Genomic DNA, 14,156 nt, shown 5'->3' with positions numbered 1-14,156 from the left:
TCTAATCGGCCGCATCGGGCGTGGCCAACCCGTGCAGGTTAGCGTAGATACGGGCCGCGAGGGCATCATTGATGCCTTCCACCTTGGCGATCTCCGCTTCACCGGCCGCCTTCAGGCCGACCAGTCCACCGAAATGCTTCAGCAGGCTGGCACGACGACGCGGGCCGATGCCCGGGATGTCTTCCAGCCTGCTGGTCATGCGCGCCTTCTGCCGGCGGCCGCGGTGACCGGTGATGGCGAAGCGGTGCGCCTCGTCGCGCACCTGCTGGATGAACTGCAGGGCGGGATTGGCGGCACCAGGGCGCAGCTCGCGGCCGTCGGGCATGACCAGCGCCTCATGACCGGCGCGGCGCTCCACGCCCTTCGCCACGCCCACCAGCAATACGCCCTCCACGCCCAGGTCGGCCAGCGCTGCCTGCGCCTGCGCCAGCTGGCCGGCGCCACCGTCGATCAGCAGCACGTCGGGCAGTACGCCCTGCTCTTCCACGGCACGGCGGAAGCGGCGGTCGATGGCCTGACGCATGGCGGCATAGTCGTCGCCCGGCTCGATGCCGCTGATGTTGTAGCGGCGATATTGGGCACGCACCGGACCGGCCGCATCGAAAACCACGCAGGACGCCACGGTCGCCTCACCCAGCGTGTGGCTGATGTCGAAGCACTCCACGCGCTTGACCGGCTCGGCCAGGCCCAGCATCTCGCGCAGGGCTTCGCTGCGTACGTGTTGCGCGTTGCGGCTGTTGAGCTCGGTGGCCAGCGTCAGCTGCGCGTTGCGGCTGGCCAGCTCTACATAACCGGCGCGCTCGCCGCGCACGTTCCACTTCAGCTGCACCTTGCGCTCGGCCGAAGCAGACAGCGCGGCCATCAGCAGATCGGCATCCGGAATCTCGCGATCCAGCAGGATCTCGCGCGGTGGCTCGAACTCGATGTAGTACTGGGAGACGAACGCCGCCAGCACTTCCTGCGGGCTGTCCTCGCCATTGGTGCGGGGGAAGAACGGGCGGGTGCCCAGGTTGCGCCCATCGCGGAATGCCAGCAGCAGCACGCAGGCCTGCGATCCCTGCATGGCCACGGCCAGCACGTCCAGGTCGGCGGCGCGGCCATCGACGTACTGGCGGGTCTGCATGCTGCGCAGCGACGAAATCAGATCACGCAGGCGCGCGGCCTGCTCGAACTCCAGTGCTTCACTGGCAGCCTGCATCTGCTCACCCAGTTCCCGGGTCAGCTCATCGCTCTTGCCTTCCAGGAACAGCGCCGCGCGGCGCACCGACTCGGCATACTCGCCTGCCGGTACCAGCTCGACGCAGGGGGCACTGCAGCGGCCGATCTGGTACTGCAGGCACGGCCGTGAGCGGTTGCGGAACACGCTGTCCTCGCAGCTGCGCAGCTTGAACAGCTTGTGCATCAGGTTCAGCGTCTCGCGCACCGCGGTGACACCCGGATACGGCCCGAAATAGCGGCCGGGGATCGCACGCGGCCCCCGGTGCAGGGCGATGCGTGGCCATTCCTCGCGGGTCAGCAGCACGTGCGGGTAGGTCTTGTCGTCACGCAGGGAGACGTTGTAACGCGGTGCCAGCGACTTGATCAGCTGGTTTTCCAGCAGCAGCGCCTCGGCCTCCGAGCGCGTGACAGTCACATCCATCCGCGTGATCTGCGAGATCATCGACATGATCCGCGCGTTCTTCGGGCTGCCATTGAAATAGCTGCCCACGCGGTTGCGAAGCGCGCGTGCCTTGCCGACGTACAGCAGGGTGTCGTCGGCGGCGTACATGCGGTACACCCCGGGGGCGGTACTGAGTTGGGCCGCGAAGGCCTTGCCGTCGAAGGCCGGGACGGGGACGTCGGTCATTCGCTGATCGGTACTTCGCTGAGTACACCACTGTCTGGGTCGAAACGCAGCACGGCGTGCGCGTCGGTCTCGGCGATCCACACCGCGCCCGCGCCCACGGCCAGGCCGGCCGGGCCATGCAGGCGCCGTGGCAGCGGTTGTGTGGTCAGTTCGCCGCCGCCCAGGCGCAGCGTGCGCAGGCGACCGTTGCCGGTATCGGCAATCCACAGCAGCGGTGCGCCCGGACTCAGTGCAATCGCCTGCGGGAACTGCAGGCTGGCGTGGGCACGCGGGCCGTCGGCTTCACCGAAGCGCCATGTGCCCTGCCCGAGCAGCGTCTGCACCAGATCCCCACGCAGCTGCAGCGCGCGGATCGAAGACCCCAGCGCGTCGGCCACGTACAGGACCTGTTGTACTACGGCAAGCGCGGTGGGTTGCGCGAAGGCAGCCAGATGCCCACTGCCGTCACGCTCGTCGATCGCGCCACTGCCGGCGCGCCATTGCAGGCTGCGCTGGCCGAGGTGGTAGCTCCAGATCCGGTTGTCACCCGCCATGGCGATATGCAGCTGGTTGTCGGCGATGGCGAGGCCGACCGGATGATCCAGCGGCACCTGCCGCGGCTGGGCGACAGGCCCTTCCACCGGCGCGCCCGGGCGTCCATTGCCGCACAGAGTGTCGACCAGACCGGTCAACAGGTTGATCCGGCGGATGGCGTGGTTGCCGGTGTCGGCGACGTACAGGGCGTCGCGCTCGAGCACCAGTGCCTGCGGCCTGTGGAAGGCGGCCTCGGCCAGATTGCCATCCATGAAATCCGCGGTCCCCAGCCCGAACTGACGAAGCACGCGGCCGCCATGGCTGCATTCGAGAATGCGGTGATGGCCGCTGTCAGCGATGTACAGGCGCTCGGTGCTGACCGCCAGGCCCAGCGGAAAGCGCAACGCATGCCGCGGCTCGGGGTGCAGCTCGTTGCCACCGCGCGGCGGGGCCGAGGGTGCACCCTCGCACAGTGCGTTCAGCGCGCGCTCGAGCTCGCCGGCAGCGCCCTGCCCGACCAGCCGCTGCCGCTCGCGTCCCTGCGCGTCGAGAAGGATCAGGGTCGGCCACGCGGTGACACCGAAACGGCGCCAGCCGTCCCAATCCGCATCCAGCAGTACCGGGGCGGTCAGGCCCTGGCGGCGCAGCAGTTTCAACGCGGCATCGGCGTCGCGCTCGAAGTCGAAGCGCGGCACCTGCAGCACCAGCGGCTGCAGCTTGCCCGGATGGCGCGACAGCCATTGGCCGAACTCGGCCAGGCGTTGTGCGCTCCAGGCAGAGGCAGCGTTGACGAACAGCAGCGCGACCGGCCGGCCGCGCAGTTCCGCCAGGGTGCAGGGGGTGGCATTGAGCCAGGTGGCGAACTCGGGCAGGTCCGGGACAGGCTGGGCGTTCATGCCCTGATTATGCCGGAGTCGACGTCATGCAACAGTCGTGCCACCGCACGTTCTGCCGCTTGGTCAACCAGGGTCCAGACCTGCTCGAAATGATCGCTGCCACCGGTGTACGGATCCGGAATGGCGGCCGCGCCCTGCCCGCCTGACCATGGCAGGTACAGGGCCAGGCGCTGGCGCTCCTGCGCGGTGGCCAACCGTCCGGCATCGCGCAGGTTGGCCTCATCGGCGCAGAGAATCCAGTCGAAGCGCTGGAAGTCATCGGCGCGCAGCTGGCGGGCACGCAGCCCGCTGATGTCAACGCCATGGCCGGCTGCGCAGGCGATCGCCCGCCGGTCCGGCGGCTCGCCCACGTGCCAGTCGCCGGTGCCGGCCGAATCGACCTGCACTCGGCCGGCCAATGGGGATGCCTCCAGGCGCGCGCGCAATGCCCCCTCGGCCATCGGCGAGCGGCAGATGTTGCCCAGGCAGACGACCAGCAGCTTCATTGCGGGGTCATGGCCCGCAGCACCGCCTCGGCCCGCTCCAGGTCCTCCGGGGTGTCGATGCCAGGCGGAAACGCTTCAGGCGAGATGGCGACGCTGATCGGGAGGCCGGCTTCCAGCACGCGCAGCTGCTCCAGCGCTTCGATCTGCTCCAGCCGGCCCGGCGGCATCGCCGCGACCTGCTGCAGGAAGCCGGCGCGGTAACCGTAGATGCCGATGTGACGAAGCCACTGGTGGCCTTCGGGCAGGGCCTCGCGGCTGCGTGCGAAACCGTCCCGGTGCCAGGCGATCGGGGCGCGGCTGAAGTACAGCGCCTCGTTGCGCACATTGCGCACCAGCTTGACCACGTTCGGATCGAACAAGGTCTCGGCGTCCTCGACCGTCGTAGCCAGGGTCGACATCGGCGCCGCGCCATCGACCAGCGCCTCGGCCACGGCGCGGATGCCGGCCGCCGGCGCGAACGGCTCATCGCCCTGCAGGTTCACCACCACGGTGTCGTCGTCCCAGCCGGCGATGCGCGCGCACTCGGCCAGGCGATCCGTGCCGGATGCATGCGATGTGGCGGTCATCGCCACCTTCACTTCGCCCAGGCCCGCCAGTGCGTCGGCGATCCGCTGATCGTCGGTGGCCACCCATACCTCGCGCGCGCCAGCCAGCAGCGCACGGCGCGCCACATGCAGCACCAGCGGATCGCCGCCGAGCAAGCGCAGCGGCTTGCCCGGCAGCCGCGAGGCGGCATAGCGGGCGGGGATGGCAACGACGAATTCAGTCATGCGGGCGGTACTCGGCAGGATCGTTACAACGGGAATGTGGCCAGCGGCGCCTGATTGCAAGCGTCGCCCGGCCGCTCAGTTCGGTCGCAGCTTGTCCAGGCGATCGGTCAGCGCCACCCAGAACGCGGCAGGCAGTTCAGCGCGCAACGGCACGGCGTAATGCCAGTCATTGCCGAACGCGCGGCACTTCACCGCGTCCTTCTCGGTCATCAACACCGGCAGCTGGCTGCCAAAGGACAGATCCTGCCGCTGGTAGGCATGGTGATCGGCGAAGGCATGCGGCACCACGCCGATGCCGCGCGCGCGCAGCATGTCGAAGAAGCGCTGTGGATGGGCGATGCCCGCCACGGCATGCACGCGCTGGCCCTTGAAATAGCCCAGCGGGCGCGCACGCCCACCCGCGAGAGGCTGTGCGGTGTCGATATGCAGGGCCATCGGCCATTGACCGAATCCGCAGGCCTGCGCCGCGCCGTCCTCATCCGTCTGGCCCAGGTTGACCACGCGGAAATCGCACTCGGCAGCGCGGCTGACCGGCTCGCGCAACGGGCCGGCCGGGATCATCCGGCCGTTGCCGTAGCGGCGCTGCGCATCCACCACTTCGATTTCGATGTCACGGGCCAGCCGGTAGTGCTGCAGGCCGTCGTCGCAGACGATCACATCGCAACCGGCCTCGATCAGCGCACGGCCCGCCGCCACCCGATCGCGATCGACGCGCACCGGCACGCCGGTCTTCCAGGCAATCAGCACCGGCTCATCGCCGCCGGTTGCAACCGGCGTATCGGCCTTTACCCACTGCGCCTTGTCGGCGTTCTCGCGGCCATAACCACGGCTCGCCACGCCTGGCGTCCAGCCGGCCGCGCGCAGCCGCTCGACCAGGGCGATGGTCAACGGCGTCTTGCCGGTGCCGCCAGCGGTGATGTTGCCGACCACGATGACCGGCACCGGCAACGTGTGGCGCTTGCGCCAACCGCGCTGGTACAGGCGTCGCCGCAGCGCGGTGACGCCGGCATACAGCGGGGCCAGCAGGCGCATGGGCCATGGAACCGAACTGCCGTCATACCAGTACGGCGGGGTCTGGGTACCCTTGCCTGCCATCAGTCCTGCCTTTCGCGGAACTGCATGCTGTGCAGGTGCTGGTACAGGCCACCCATGGCAAGCAGCTCATGATGGGTGCCACGTTCGACGATGCGGCCGTGATCCATCACCAGCACCTGGTCGGCGTGCTCGATGGTGGACAGGCGGTGGGCGATCACCAGCGTGGTGCGCTCCGGCATCAGTCGCTGCAGCGCGTCCTGCACCAGCCGTTCGGATTCATTGTCCAGCGCCGCGGTGGCTTCATCCAGGATCAGGATCGGCGCATCACGCAGGATCGCGCGGGCGATCGCCAGGCGCTGGCGCTGGCCACCGGACAGCAGCGCACCGTTCTCGCCCACCGGCGTCTGCAGCTGCTGTGGCATGCGTGCGATGAATTCCCAGGCATTGGCCGCTTCGGCCGCGGCACGGATCTGCTCGTCGGTCGCATCCATGCCATAGGCGATGTTGGCAGCGATGGTGTCGTCGAACAGCATGACCTTCTGCCCGACGATCGCCACCTGCCGGCGCAGGTCAGCCAGCGGATAGTCATCCAGGGGTACGCCGTCCAGCCGGATGACGCCGCCATTGGGCTCGTAGAAGCGTGGCACCAGCCGGATCAGGCTGGTCTTGCCGCTGCCGGAACGACCAACGATGGCGGTGACCGTTCCGGGCCTGGCAACGAAACTGATGTCATCCAGGGCGATGCCGCTGTCTTCGCGATAACGCAGCATCACGTGCTCGAACGACAGTTCACCGCGTACGCGCTGCACGACATGCGTGCCGTCGTCGCGCTCGACCGGCATGTCGATGATGCCGAACAGGCGCTCGGCCGCCGCGACGCCACGCGAGATCGAGGTCTGCACGCTGGTCAGGCGCCGCAGCGAAGGGATGATCGCCATCATCGAGGTCATCAGGCCCATGAACTGGCCCGCATTGAGCTTGCCGGCCAGTGCTTCGCGGGTGGACACCCAGACGATCACTGCCAGGGCCAGCGCAGCGAGGAACTGGACCACGCTGGACGCGGCGGCACGCGTCACTTCGACTTTCATGTTCAGCGCCAGCATGCGGTTGGCCAGGCGCGAGTAACGGGCGATCTCATGCGCCTGCGTGCCATGCACCTTCACTTCCTGCTGCGCGGCGAGCGACTGTTCCGCCGTCTGCGCCATCGTGCCCATGCCGTCCTGGATGCCGCGGCTGATGCGGCGGTAGCGCTTGCCGACATAGGACACGATGCCGCCGATCAGCGGCACCACCAGCAGCATCGCCAGGGTCACCTTCACGCTCATCTGCAGCATCACCACCAGCATGGCGATGATGGTCAGGGTGTCGGCGACCACGGTCTTCAGTGCGTCGGCGCTGGCCTGGGTGACCTGCTCGGTGTCGAAGTTGAGGCGGCTGACCATCACCGGCGTCGCCTCGTTGTCGAAGTGCGAAGACGGCAGGTGCAGGTACTTCTGCAGAACCTGCTCGCGCAGGTCGCGGACCACGCTGCGCCCGGTCTTGGCCAGCGTGTAGTCGCTGACCCAGGTGGCCAGGCTGCGCATCAGGAACAGGCCCAGGATGGTCAGCGGCAGGATCACCGCCATGCGCGGCTCCGGGTTGACGAAGCCCCGGTTGACCAGCGGCTCCATCAGCTTGGTGAAGTGATAGCCGGCCAGTGCCTCGACCACCATCGCGATGACCGCGGCCACCATGAACACCCAATAGGCCCGTGTATAGCCCAGCAGGCGTTTGTAGATCGGCCACACCGGCGCGTGTTTGGAACTCATGGACGCACCTCTGGCGCAGTGGCGATTGCAATACGGCGGAAACCGAGCTGACCGAGCGCATCCTGCGCGGTCACGACGGCCTGGTAGGGAGTACGCGCATCGGCACGCAGCAGCACGGTCTGTTCGCGATCACTGCCCGCTACAGCGGCAATGGTCTGCTTGACCGACTCGACATCGCTGCGCAGCACTTCCTGGTCATTGATGAAATAGCGGCCGTCGGCGTTGATCAGCACGCTCAACGAACGCGGCGGTTCGTCGGTGTGCTGCTGGCTGGCGGTGGGCAGCTGCACCTGCAGCGTCGAACGTGCATCGAAGGTGGTGGTGACCACGAAGAAGATGATCAGCACCAGGATGACATCGATCAGCGGTACCAGATCGATATGCGGCTCATCCTGGGATCGGTCGTTGCCGATACGCATCGATCAGGCCTTCGCCGGGGCGGGCGCAGCGGCACGTGCAGCCGATGCCGGTGCGGGCGCCATCACGCCGGGACGACCATCGAGCGTATCCAGCAACGCGCTGGCTTCCTGTTCCATCTCCACCACGTAGCCGTGGATCCGGCCCTTGAAATAGCGATGGAACATCAGCGCAGGAATCGCCACGATCATGCCGGTAGCCGTGCAGACCAGGGCCTTGCCGATGCCACCGGCCAACTGGTTCACATCGCCCACGCCGTGGTCGAGGATGCCCAGGAACATCTGGATCATGCCGATCACCGTGCCGAGCAGGCCCAGCAGCGGGCCGGCCGAGGCAATGGTGCCGAGCGCGTTGAGGAACCGCTCCATGCGGTGTACCAGGTGGCGGCCGGTGTCCTCGATACGCTCGCGGATCTGGTCGCGCGGACGATTGCGTGCTTCCAGCGCGGCGGCCAGCAGCGCTCCCAGTGGCGAGTTGGCACGCAGCGTCTGCAGATGGGCAGGGTCGAGCTTGCCGCGCGCAGCCCAGTTGCGCACTTCCTGGCCCAGCCCCGGTGGCAGCACTTCAGCGCGCCGCAGGGACCAGAAGCGCTCCAGGACGATTGCCAAAGCCAGTACGCCCAACAGCAGCAGCGGCACCATCGGCCAGCCACCGGCCTTGACCAGTTCCCACACGTTTCAACCCTCCGGCCCAGCGGCCGCCTGTTCGATCGGCGATAGGATAGCAGCCGACCGCGCCCGCCCAGCGGCATCCCACCACCGGGCCGCGTGGATGCGCTGTTCACGCAGCTGCAGGCCTTGTGCGCCAAGCCATATGCGGATCGCGCCGGATTCGGCCGTAGCCAGCACTTCGGCGCCCACGGCGCGCCAGCGCTGCACCACGTCACGTTTCGGGTGGCCAAAACGGTTCTGGTGCCCGGCCGAGACCACGGCCAGCCGGGGGGCCACCGCTGCCACCCAGGCCGGATCCGAACTGCCCCCGCTGCCATGATGCGGAACCAGGACCACGTCCGCGCGCAGCTCGCCGGGCGCCCGCTCCACCAGGCGCCGTTCGGTCGCCGCGCCGATGTCGCCGGCCAGCAGGATCACGCCATGTGCGCTGGCGATGCGCAGCACGCAGCTGTCCTCGTTGCCGGCCGTCGGCACGTCGGGCCCGGGATGCAGCACCTCGAAGCCCACCCCGTCCCACCGCCAGCGAACGCCGCGATGGCAGCTGCCGGCACCGTCGAGGCTGCTGCCTGGGGGTGCCAGCAGCTCCAGGTGCGGCAGCTGCCGGCGCAGCCGCGGCAGTGCGCCGGTGTGATCCAGATGGTCATGACTGAGCACCACGCGACCGGGCGGCACCTGACCCAGCGCACGTACGGCCGGCAGCAGGACCCGTTCATCGCCATCGCCACCGATCGCAGGGCCGACGTCGTACCACAATGCATGCCGTGCCGTGCGCACCAGCACCGCCGTGCCCTGCCCGACATCATGCACCAGCAGCTGCACCTCCCCGGCAGCCGGTATGTCACGTGACGGCCATGACAGCGGCAGGCACAGCAGCGCGCCGGCCAGCACGCCGCCGGCCCCGCGCGGCAGCAACCACCAGAACAGGCCCGCCAAGGCCGCTGGCACGGTCCACGCCGGAGCCTCGGCCAGCCACCACATCGCCTGCGGGTGGTCTGCCAGCGGCTGCAGGGCCTGCCAGCTGAGGTCGAACAGCCAGGACGCTGCGCGCCAGGGCCATCGTCCCGCCCCGCTGTACAGGGCATCCAGAGCGGTGCCAAGCAGTGCCAGTGGCACCACCAGCAGGCTCCACCACGGGATGACGGGCAGATTGACCAGAGGCCCCAGGCGCGCGGCGCCTCCGAACAGGGCCACGCACAGCGGCAGGAGGCCGAGACTGGCCACCCCCTGGGCCGCGAAGAAGGCCTGCAGGCGGCTCCCCACACTGTCGGCGCTTGCCGTCGGCAGGCACCACAGCAGCCAGAGCACGCCACCGAAGCTGAGCCAGAAGCCGGCCGACAGCACGGACAGTGGTGCTGGCAACAGCAGCACCAGGGCCGCCAGTGACACGGCCTGGACCACGTCGGGAGGTCGCCGCCCCCCGCGTGCCAGGGCAATCAGCCCGATCATCAACGCCGTGCGTACGGTCGGCAGTTCCGCGCCGGCCACCAGGGCATAGCCGGCCGCTGCCAGCGCGGCGGCACACGCAGCGGCCTGCGGACGCGGCCAATGACGGGCCAGCGACGGCAACAGCCACCACACTGCGCTGCACAGCAGTGCCGCGCAGCCACCCACCAGGCCCACGTGGAAGCCCGAGATGGCGATCAGGTGGGTCAGCCCCAGCGCACGCAACTGATTCCAATCGGTGTCGGACAGCCATCGGGTATCGCCCAGCGCGAGCGCGCGGATGAAGCGCGATGCGGGGCTGGGAACCTGCATTGCAATCGCATCGCTGCTGCGCTCGCGCCAGGCCAGCAGCCCCTCCGGCGCCTGCAGTTCACGCGCACTGCCCGCTGCACGCACCGTGCCGTGACCGGCAATGCCGGCCAGCACGGCATGACGTTCGGCGTCGAAGCCGCCAGGATTGATCCGCGAGCGTGGCGCCCGCAGCCGCAACGGCAACCGCCACTGCGCCCCCGCACGGACCTGATGACGGCCCCCACCCTCAACGCGCGTGCGGGTTCCGGGCCATGGATCGCTCCAGGTGATCTGCAGGCGCTTGCCCGCCAGTGCGGGATGCCCCGGTGCATCGCCGACCTGCAGGACGAAACGGGTATGGCCGCCCGCCGTTACCGGCAGATCGACGACGCGCCCGCTGACCACGGCATCGCGGACCGGCATGGCCGGCGGCAGTTGCTGCTGCAGCGTCCATTGACCATGCAGGGCCGCCCACGCTGCGCCGAACAGCAGCGCGGCAACCGCGCGGCCGCGCCACGGCAGCGCCCACCCCAGGCCGGCCACGGTGCTCGCCAGCGCGCAGCTCCAGAGCGGTGGCAACGCGGGCAGCAGCACGCACGCCAGGGCGCCGCTGACGAACGCGGCAGTGCAGACCCCGCCAATGGGAGCGGGCAACGGAGTATCGGCGGCCATCGCATCAGCCTGCCGCGTGCTGCCCCTGTCCTCCTATCAGGCAACGACCCGCGCAGCGGTCAGCGCCGCACGCTGCCGCGATGGAAATTGACCCGGAAGCTGGCGCCGCCGCCGACGGCTTCACCCACACTGACCGAGCCACCGTGATGCTGGACGATCTCCTTGACCAGGTGCAGGCCCAACCCGCTGCCACTGCCCGCCGCACGGAGTCGATGGAAGGGCTCGAAGATCGCCTCGCGGTCGCCGACCGGCACGCCCGCGCCCTGGTCGCTGACTTCCAGCAGACCGGTCCGGTCAAGACGTACGCAGATCGTGCCACGCCCCCCGCCATGGACGATGGCGTTGTGCACCAGATTGGCGATGACCCGCCCCAGCGCCAGGCTGTCGCCGTGGATCCACACCGGTGTCTCCGGTGCGTCCACCTCGAAACCATAGCCGGCGCCCACCACCAGCGGAGCCAGTTCGGCCGCCGCTTCGCGCACCACCAGGGCCAGATCCAACCGTTGCATCGCACTGGTGTTGCGATCCAGCCGCTGCAGATCCAGCAGGTGCTCGGCCACGTTGCCCAGGCGAGCAATGTCGGTCAGCAACTGCGATTTCAACTCGCCCTGCGGCAGCTGCGACAGGCGCGCCTGCACCACGGCAATCGGCACGCGCAGCTCATGCGCGGCATCAGCAAGAAACTTGTCACGCGCCGCATAGCCCTGCTGCACCTTGTCGATGGCATCGTTGAACGCCTCCACCAGCGGTGCTACCTCGGTCGAGACCAGCTGCGCGTCCAGCCGCGCGCCCGGCTGGCCGATGTCCAGTTCCTTGGCCTGCTGCGCGGAGCGTCGGACACCTCGCATCGCGCGGTGGATCACGGTCGGCATCACCAGCAGGGTGACCACGATCAGCGGCAGGAAGAACCACAGGCCAATCAGGCGCAGCACCATCAGCGCGCCATCCAGCAGGCCGCCCTTCGGTGCGCCCCCCACCATCACCGTGATGCGCCGCCCGTCCTCGTTGCGGATCATCACCCGCGCCACGTCCAGATAGGGCGGCACCAGTGAACCCAGTTCGGTGGCACCCAGCGTCGGCAGCCGCGCCAGCAGCGGCGCATGGATCGCCGGTACCTTGCCACGCTCGAGCCAGGCTCCCCGGTCATCGACGGCGGCGAACCAGAGGTTGCCACCGGCGCGCGCATCCAGCTTCTGCCAGCGTGCCTCGTCCAGCGCCAGGCCCCCATCCTGGCTGTGCACGGCCTTGGCCACCGCCTCGGCGGTGAACATGTCCATGCCCCAGGAATCCTTGTCACCCCAGGTGAGGATCAGTGCGACCACGGCGAACAGCACGGTGAACGCCTGCGCCAGAAACAACCGCCAGGCCAGGCCGAGGGTGATCGATCGGATCGGTCGCGCCATGTCAGGCCTCCGCCAGCAGGTAGCCGACGCCGCGGATGACATGGATCTCCACGCCAGCGCCCGCCTGTTGCAGCGCCTTGCGCAGTTTGGAGATGTGCGCATCCAGCGCGTTGGACTGGATCTCGTCATCGAAACCGTAGACCGCCGCCTCCAACGCGCTGCGCGTGACCGTGCGCCCCTGCCTCATCGCCAGCGCCTGCAGCACCAGCACCTGGCGGCGCGGCAGTGCCAGTGTCTGGCCCTGCACCTGCGCCTGCAGCGATTCGAAGTCGAATTCCAGCTGCCCAAGCCGCAGGCTGGGAGTGACCATCGCCGATGGCCGACGCGATACCGCGCGGATGCGTGCCATCAGTTCTTCGATCGCCACCGGCTTGACCAGATAGTCATCGGCACCGACATCCAGGCCCTCGACCTTGTCCGACAGCGTGCCCTTGGCGGTCAGCATGATCACCGCCAGATTCGGTCGCAACGTGCGTGCGGTAGCGACGAAGGTGGCACCATCGCCGTCCGGCAGCTGGCGGTCGAGCAGCATCAGCTGGTGCACCGGTTCGCGCAACGCGATGGCGGCTTCGGCGAGGCTGCCGACCACGTCGGCGACTACGCCCTGCCGCTCCAGCCCGGACTGCAGGGCCCGCGAGAGGTCGGGATCATCTTCGACCAGAAGAATGCGCATGGAGGTCTCTGCTGCGGGAAACGGTTCGGATCATTGTGCCAGCCAGGGCCCCGTCGCGCTCCGTGTGCATCGACGCAATGTTGCGACAATGTTGACACCGCAGCATGCAGCCTCATCCCCTGCAAAGCTGTCGATCGATGCCCTTGTCGCCCTCTGCCATTCTGCGCCCGATGCTGTTCTCCGCCGTGCTGTCGATGCCGCTGCTGGCCCAGGCGGCGGAACAGACACCCGGCGTGAAGGCCGGGATCACGGTCGGCGCGACATCGGGCGCCTACGCGCACTACGACGTCAAGCCATTGGTCGTGCCCGCCCTCTCCTGGCAGGGCGAGCGCTTCTTCGCCAGCCCCGGCTCGCTGGGCATGTACCTGTACAAGGGCGAGGGCCTGCGCCTGTCGGCGGCGCTCACGCCCTACACGCTGCGCTTCAAGACCGATGACGTGAACGATCCACAGCTGCGCCGCCTGCACAGCCGGCAGATGTCGGCGATGGGAGGCATCAATGCCGAATACAGCGCCGACTGGGGCATCGTCGAAGCCAGTGTGATGCGCGAGATCAGCGGCCATGGTGGCGGCCTGGAATCAAGCCTGTACTACAGCTATCCGCTGCAGGCCGGTCGTTTCACCTGGGTGCCGAGGGCCGGAGTGGTGCATTCCAGTGCGCGCCTGCTCGATTACTACTACGGCATCAGCGACGAGGAAGCACTGCGTTCGGGCCTGGCCGCCTACAGCCCCGGCAGCGCCACCTCGCCGAGCGTGCAGATCGCGGTCAGCACGCCACTGGGCAGCAGATGGCGCGCCACCGGCGTAGTGGCCAACCAATGGTTCGGCGATGCAGTCAAGGACAGCCCGATGGCGCGCCGTGGCAGCCAGACATCCGCCTTCATTTCCCTGATGCGTTCGTTCTGACCGAGCGCTCCCCGGACGAGGAATCCCCATGGCCTCACCCAGCCCCGCAGCCGATGCGCACGCGATCCTGCGCGCCCCCGATCTGGACAGCGCCGAACGCGCGTATCTCGGCCTTCTGCCGGACCTGGACCACGTCGATGCACTGACCCGTCGTGCAGTGGGCCTGTCGAAGGTAGCCGACGCGGCACGCGGCTACGCCCTGTCGATGACCCTGATCGGCCTTCGCCTGCAGGAACTGGAGATGGGTGAGCCCTGCACGACGGAGCACCGCCAGGCGACACTGCGCAGCCTGCGCCAGGCCTTCAGCGCCTGACCGCCCCCCCAGAAC

The 14,156-nt window shown here is 68.6% G+C and carries 13 protein-coding genes; 2 read left to right on the top strand and 11 right to left on the bottom strand.

Annotated elements, in window-relative coordinates; all coding sequences use genetic code 11:
- Position 1: 1 nt before the first annotated feature.
- The 11 genes from uvrC to N8888_RS06520 all read right to left on the bottom strand — a co-directional run bounded on the left by uvrC (position 2) and on the right by N8888_RS06520 (position 12,923).
- The gene (gene uvrC / locus N8888_RS06570) at positions 2-1,846 is read right to left on the bottom strand and encodes an excinuclease ABC subunit UvrC (RefSeq protein WP_053519959.1); all 1,845 of its coding nucleotides are present in this window, start codon (positions 1,844-1,846) and stop codon (positions 2-4) included.
- Positions 1,843-3,255: a hypothetical protein gene (locus tag N8888_RS06565; protein ID WP_253119602.1), complete on the bottom strand. Its 1,413-nt coding sequence runs from the start codon at positions 3,253-3,255 to the stop codon at positions 1,843-1,845. Before N8888_RS06565 ends, uvrC begins: the two co-directional genes overlap by 4 nt.
- Positions 3,252-3,740 (bottom strand): low molecular weight protein-tyrosine-phosphatase, encoded by a 489-nt coding sequence (locus tag N8888_RS06560; protein ID WP_065175871.1) that lies wholly within the window; start codon positions 3,738-3,740, stop codon positions 3,252-3,254. Before N8888_RS06560 ends, N8888_RS06565 begins: the two co-directional genes overlap by 4 nt.
- Positions 3,737-4,510, bottom strand: coding sequence for a 3-deoxy-manno-octulosonate cytidylyltransferase (gene kdsB / locus N8888_RS06555; RefSeq protein ID WP_263177897.1), 774 nt, complete (start codon positions 4,508-4,510; stop codon positions 3,737-3,739). Before kdsB ends, N8888_RS06560 begins: the two co-directional genes overlap by 4 nt.
- 75 nt (positions 4,511-4,585) lie before the next feature.
- Positions 4,586-5,605 carry a tetraacyldisaccharide 4'-kinase gene (lpxK, locus tag N8888_RS06550; protein WP_262101176.1) on the bottom strand — a complete coding sequence of 340 codons (1,020 nt, stop codon included), beginning with the start codon at positions 5,603-5,605 and terminating at the stop codon, positions 4,586-4,588.
- Entirely contained in the window at positions 5,605-7,353 is a 1,749-nt protein-coding gene (msbA, locus tag N8888_RS06545) for a lipid A export permease/ATP-binding protein MsbA (protein WP_053519964.1), read from the bottom strand. The genes lpxK and msbA overlap by 1 nt, the downstream gene beginning before the upstream one ends.
- Positions 7,350-7,772, bottom strand: coding sequence for an ExbD/TolR family protein (locus tag N8888_RS06540; RefSeq protein ID WP_065181236.1), 423 nt, complete (start codon positions 7,770-7,772; stop codon positions 7,350-7,352). Before N8888_RS06540 ends, msbA begins: the two co-directional genes overlap by 4 nt.
- A gap of 3 nt (positions 7,773-7,775) precedes the next feature.
- The gene (locus N8888_RS06535; protein WP_053519966.1) at positions 7,776-8,444 is read right to left on the bottom strand and encodes a MotA/TolQ/ExbB proton channel family protein; all 669 of its coding nucleotides are present in this window, start codon (positions 8,442-8,444) and stop codon (positions 7,776-7,778) included.
- 3 nt (positions 8,445-8,447) lie between these two features.
- Positions 8,448-10,847: a DNA internalization-related competence protein ComEC/Rec2 gene (locus N8888_RS06530; protein WP_263177896.1), complete on the bottom strand. Its 2,400-nt coding sequence runs from the start codon at positions 10,845-10,847 to the stop codon at positions 8,448-8,450.
- 59 nt (positions 10,848-10,906) lie between these two features.
- Positions 10,907-12,250, bottom strand: coding sequence for a sensor histidine kinase (locus N8888_RS06525; protein ID WP_053519968.1), 1,344 nt, complete (start codon positions 12,248-12,250; stop codon positions 10,907-10,909).
- A gap of 1 nt (position 12,251) precedes the next feature.
- The gene (locus N8888_RS06520) at positions 12,252-12,923 is read right to left on the bottom strand and encodes a response regulator transcription factor (RefSeq protein ID WP_065175867.1); all 672 of its coding nucleotides are present in this window, start codon (positions 12,921-12,923) and stop codon (positions 12,252-12,254) included.
- 137 nt (positions 12,924-13,060) lie between these two features.
- Between N8888_RS06520 and N8888_RS06515 the strand changes: the two genes are divergently transcribed.
- Entirely contained in the window at positions 13,061-13,828 is a 768-nt protein-coding gene (locus tag N8888_RS06515) for a MipA/OmpV family protein (protein ID WP_262101174.1), read from the top strand.
- A gap of 28 nt (positions 13,829-13,856) precedes the next feature.
- Positions 13,857-14,141 carry a hypothetical protein gene (locus tag N8888_RS06510; protein WP_065175865.1) on the top strand — a complete coding sequence of 95 codons (285 nt, stop codon included), beginning with the start codon at positions 13,857-13,859 and terminating at the stop codon, positions 14,139-14,141.
- Positions 14,142-14,156 lie beyond the last annotated feature (15 nt).

The organism is Stenotrophomonas maltophilia (genome assembly GCF_025642255.1).
Lineage (GTDB): Bacteria > Pseudomonadota > Gammaproteobacteria > Xanthomonadales > Xanthomonadaceae > Stenotrophomonas > Stenotrophomonas maltophilia_P.
This window is presented reverse-complemented; position numbering and strand designations above follow the sequence as displayed.

What these genes read in the sequence shown, in the direction of transcription:
- N8888_RS06515 (WP_262101174.1), top strand. Translation starts at nt 13,061, where the DNA reads ATGCCCTTGTCGCCCTCTGCCATTCTGCGCCCGATGCTGTTCTCCGCC.
- N8888_RS06565 (WP_253119602.1), bottom strand. Translation starts at nt 3,255, where the DNA reads ATGAACGCCCAGCCTGTCCCGGACCTGCCCGAGTTCGCCACCTGGCTC.
- N8888_RS06510 (WP_065175865.1), top strand. Translation starts at nt 13,857, where the DNA reads ATGGCCTCACCCAGCCCCGCAGCCGATGCGCACGCGATCCTGCGCGCC.
- N8888_RS06525 (WP_053519968.1), bottom strand. Translation starts at nt 12,250, where the DNA reads ATGGCGCGACCGATCCGATCGATCACCCTCGGCCTGGCCTGGCGGTTG.
- kdsB (WP_263177897.1), bottom strand. Translation starts at nt 4,510, where the DNA reads ATGACTGAATTCGTCGTTGCCATCCCCGCCCGCTATGCCGCCTCGCGG.
- N8888_RS06540 (WP_065181236.1), bottom strand. Translation starts at nt 7,772, where the DNA reads ATGCGTATCGGCAACGACCGATCCCAGGATGAGCCGCATATCGATCTG.
- N8888_RS06520 (WP_065175867.1), bottom strand. Translation starts at nt 12,923, where the DNA reads ATGCGCATTCTTCTGGTCGAAGATGATCCCGACCTCTCGCGGGCCCTG.
- N8888_RS06530 (WP_263177896.1), bottom strand. Translation starts at nt 10,847, where the DNA reads ATGGCCGCCGATACTCCGTTGCCCGCTCCCATTGGCGGGGTCTGCACT.
- lpxK (WP_262101176.1), bottom strand. Translation starts at nt 5,605, where the DNA reads ATGGCAGGCAAGGGTACCCAGACCCCGCCGTACTGGTATGACGGCAGT.
- N8888_RS06560 (WP_065175871.1), bottom strand. Translation starts at nt 3,740, where the DNA reads ATGAAGCTGCTGGTCGTCTGCCTGGGCAACATCTGCCGCTCGCCGATG.
- uvrC (WP_053519959.1), bottom strand. Translation starts at nt 1,846, where the DNA reads ATGACCGACGTCCCCGTCCCGGCCTTCGACGGCAAGGCCTTCGCGGCC.
- msbA (WP_053519964.1), bottom strand. Translation starts at nt 7,353, where the DNA reads ATGAGTTCCAAACACGCGCCGGTGTGGCCGATCTACAAACGCCTGCTG.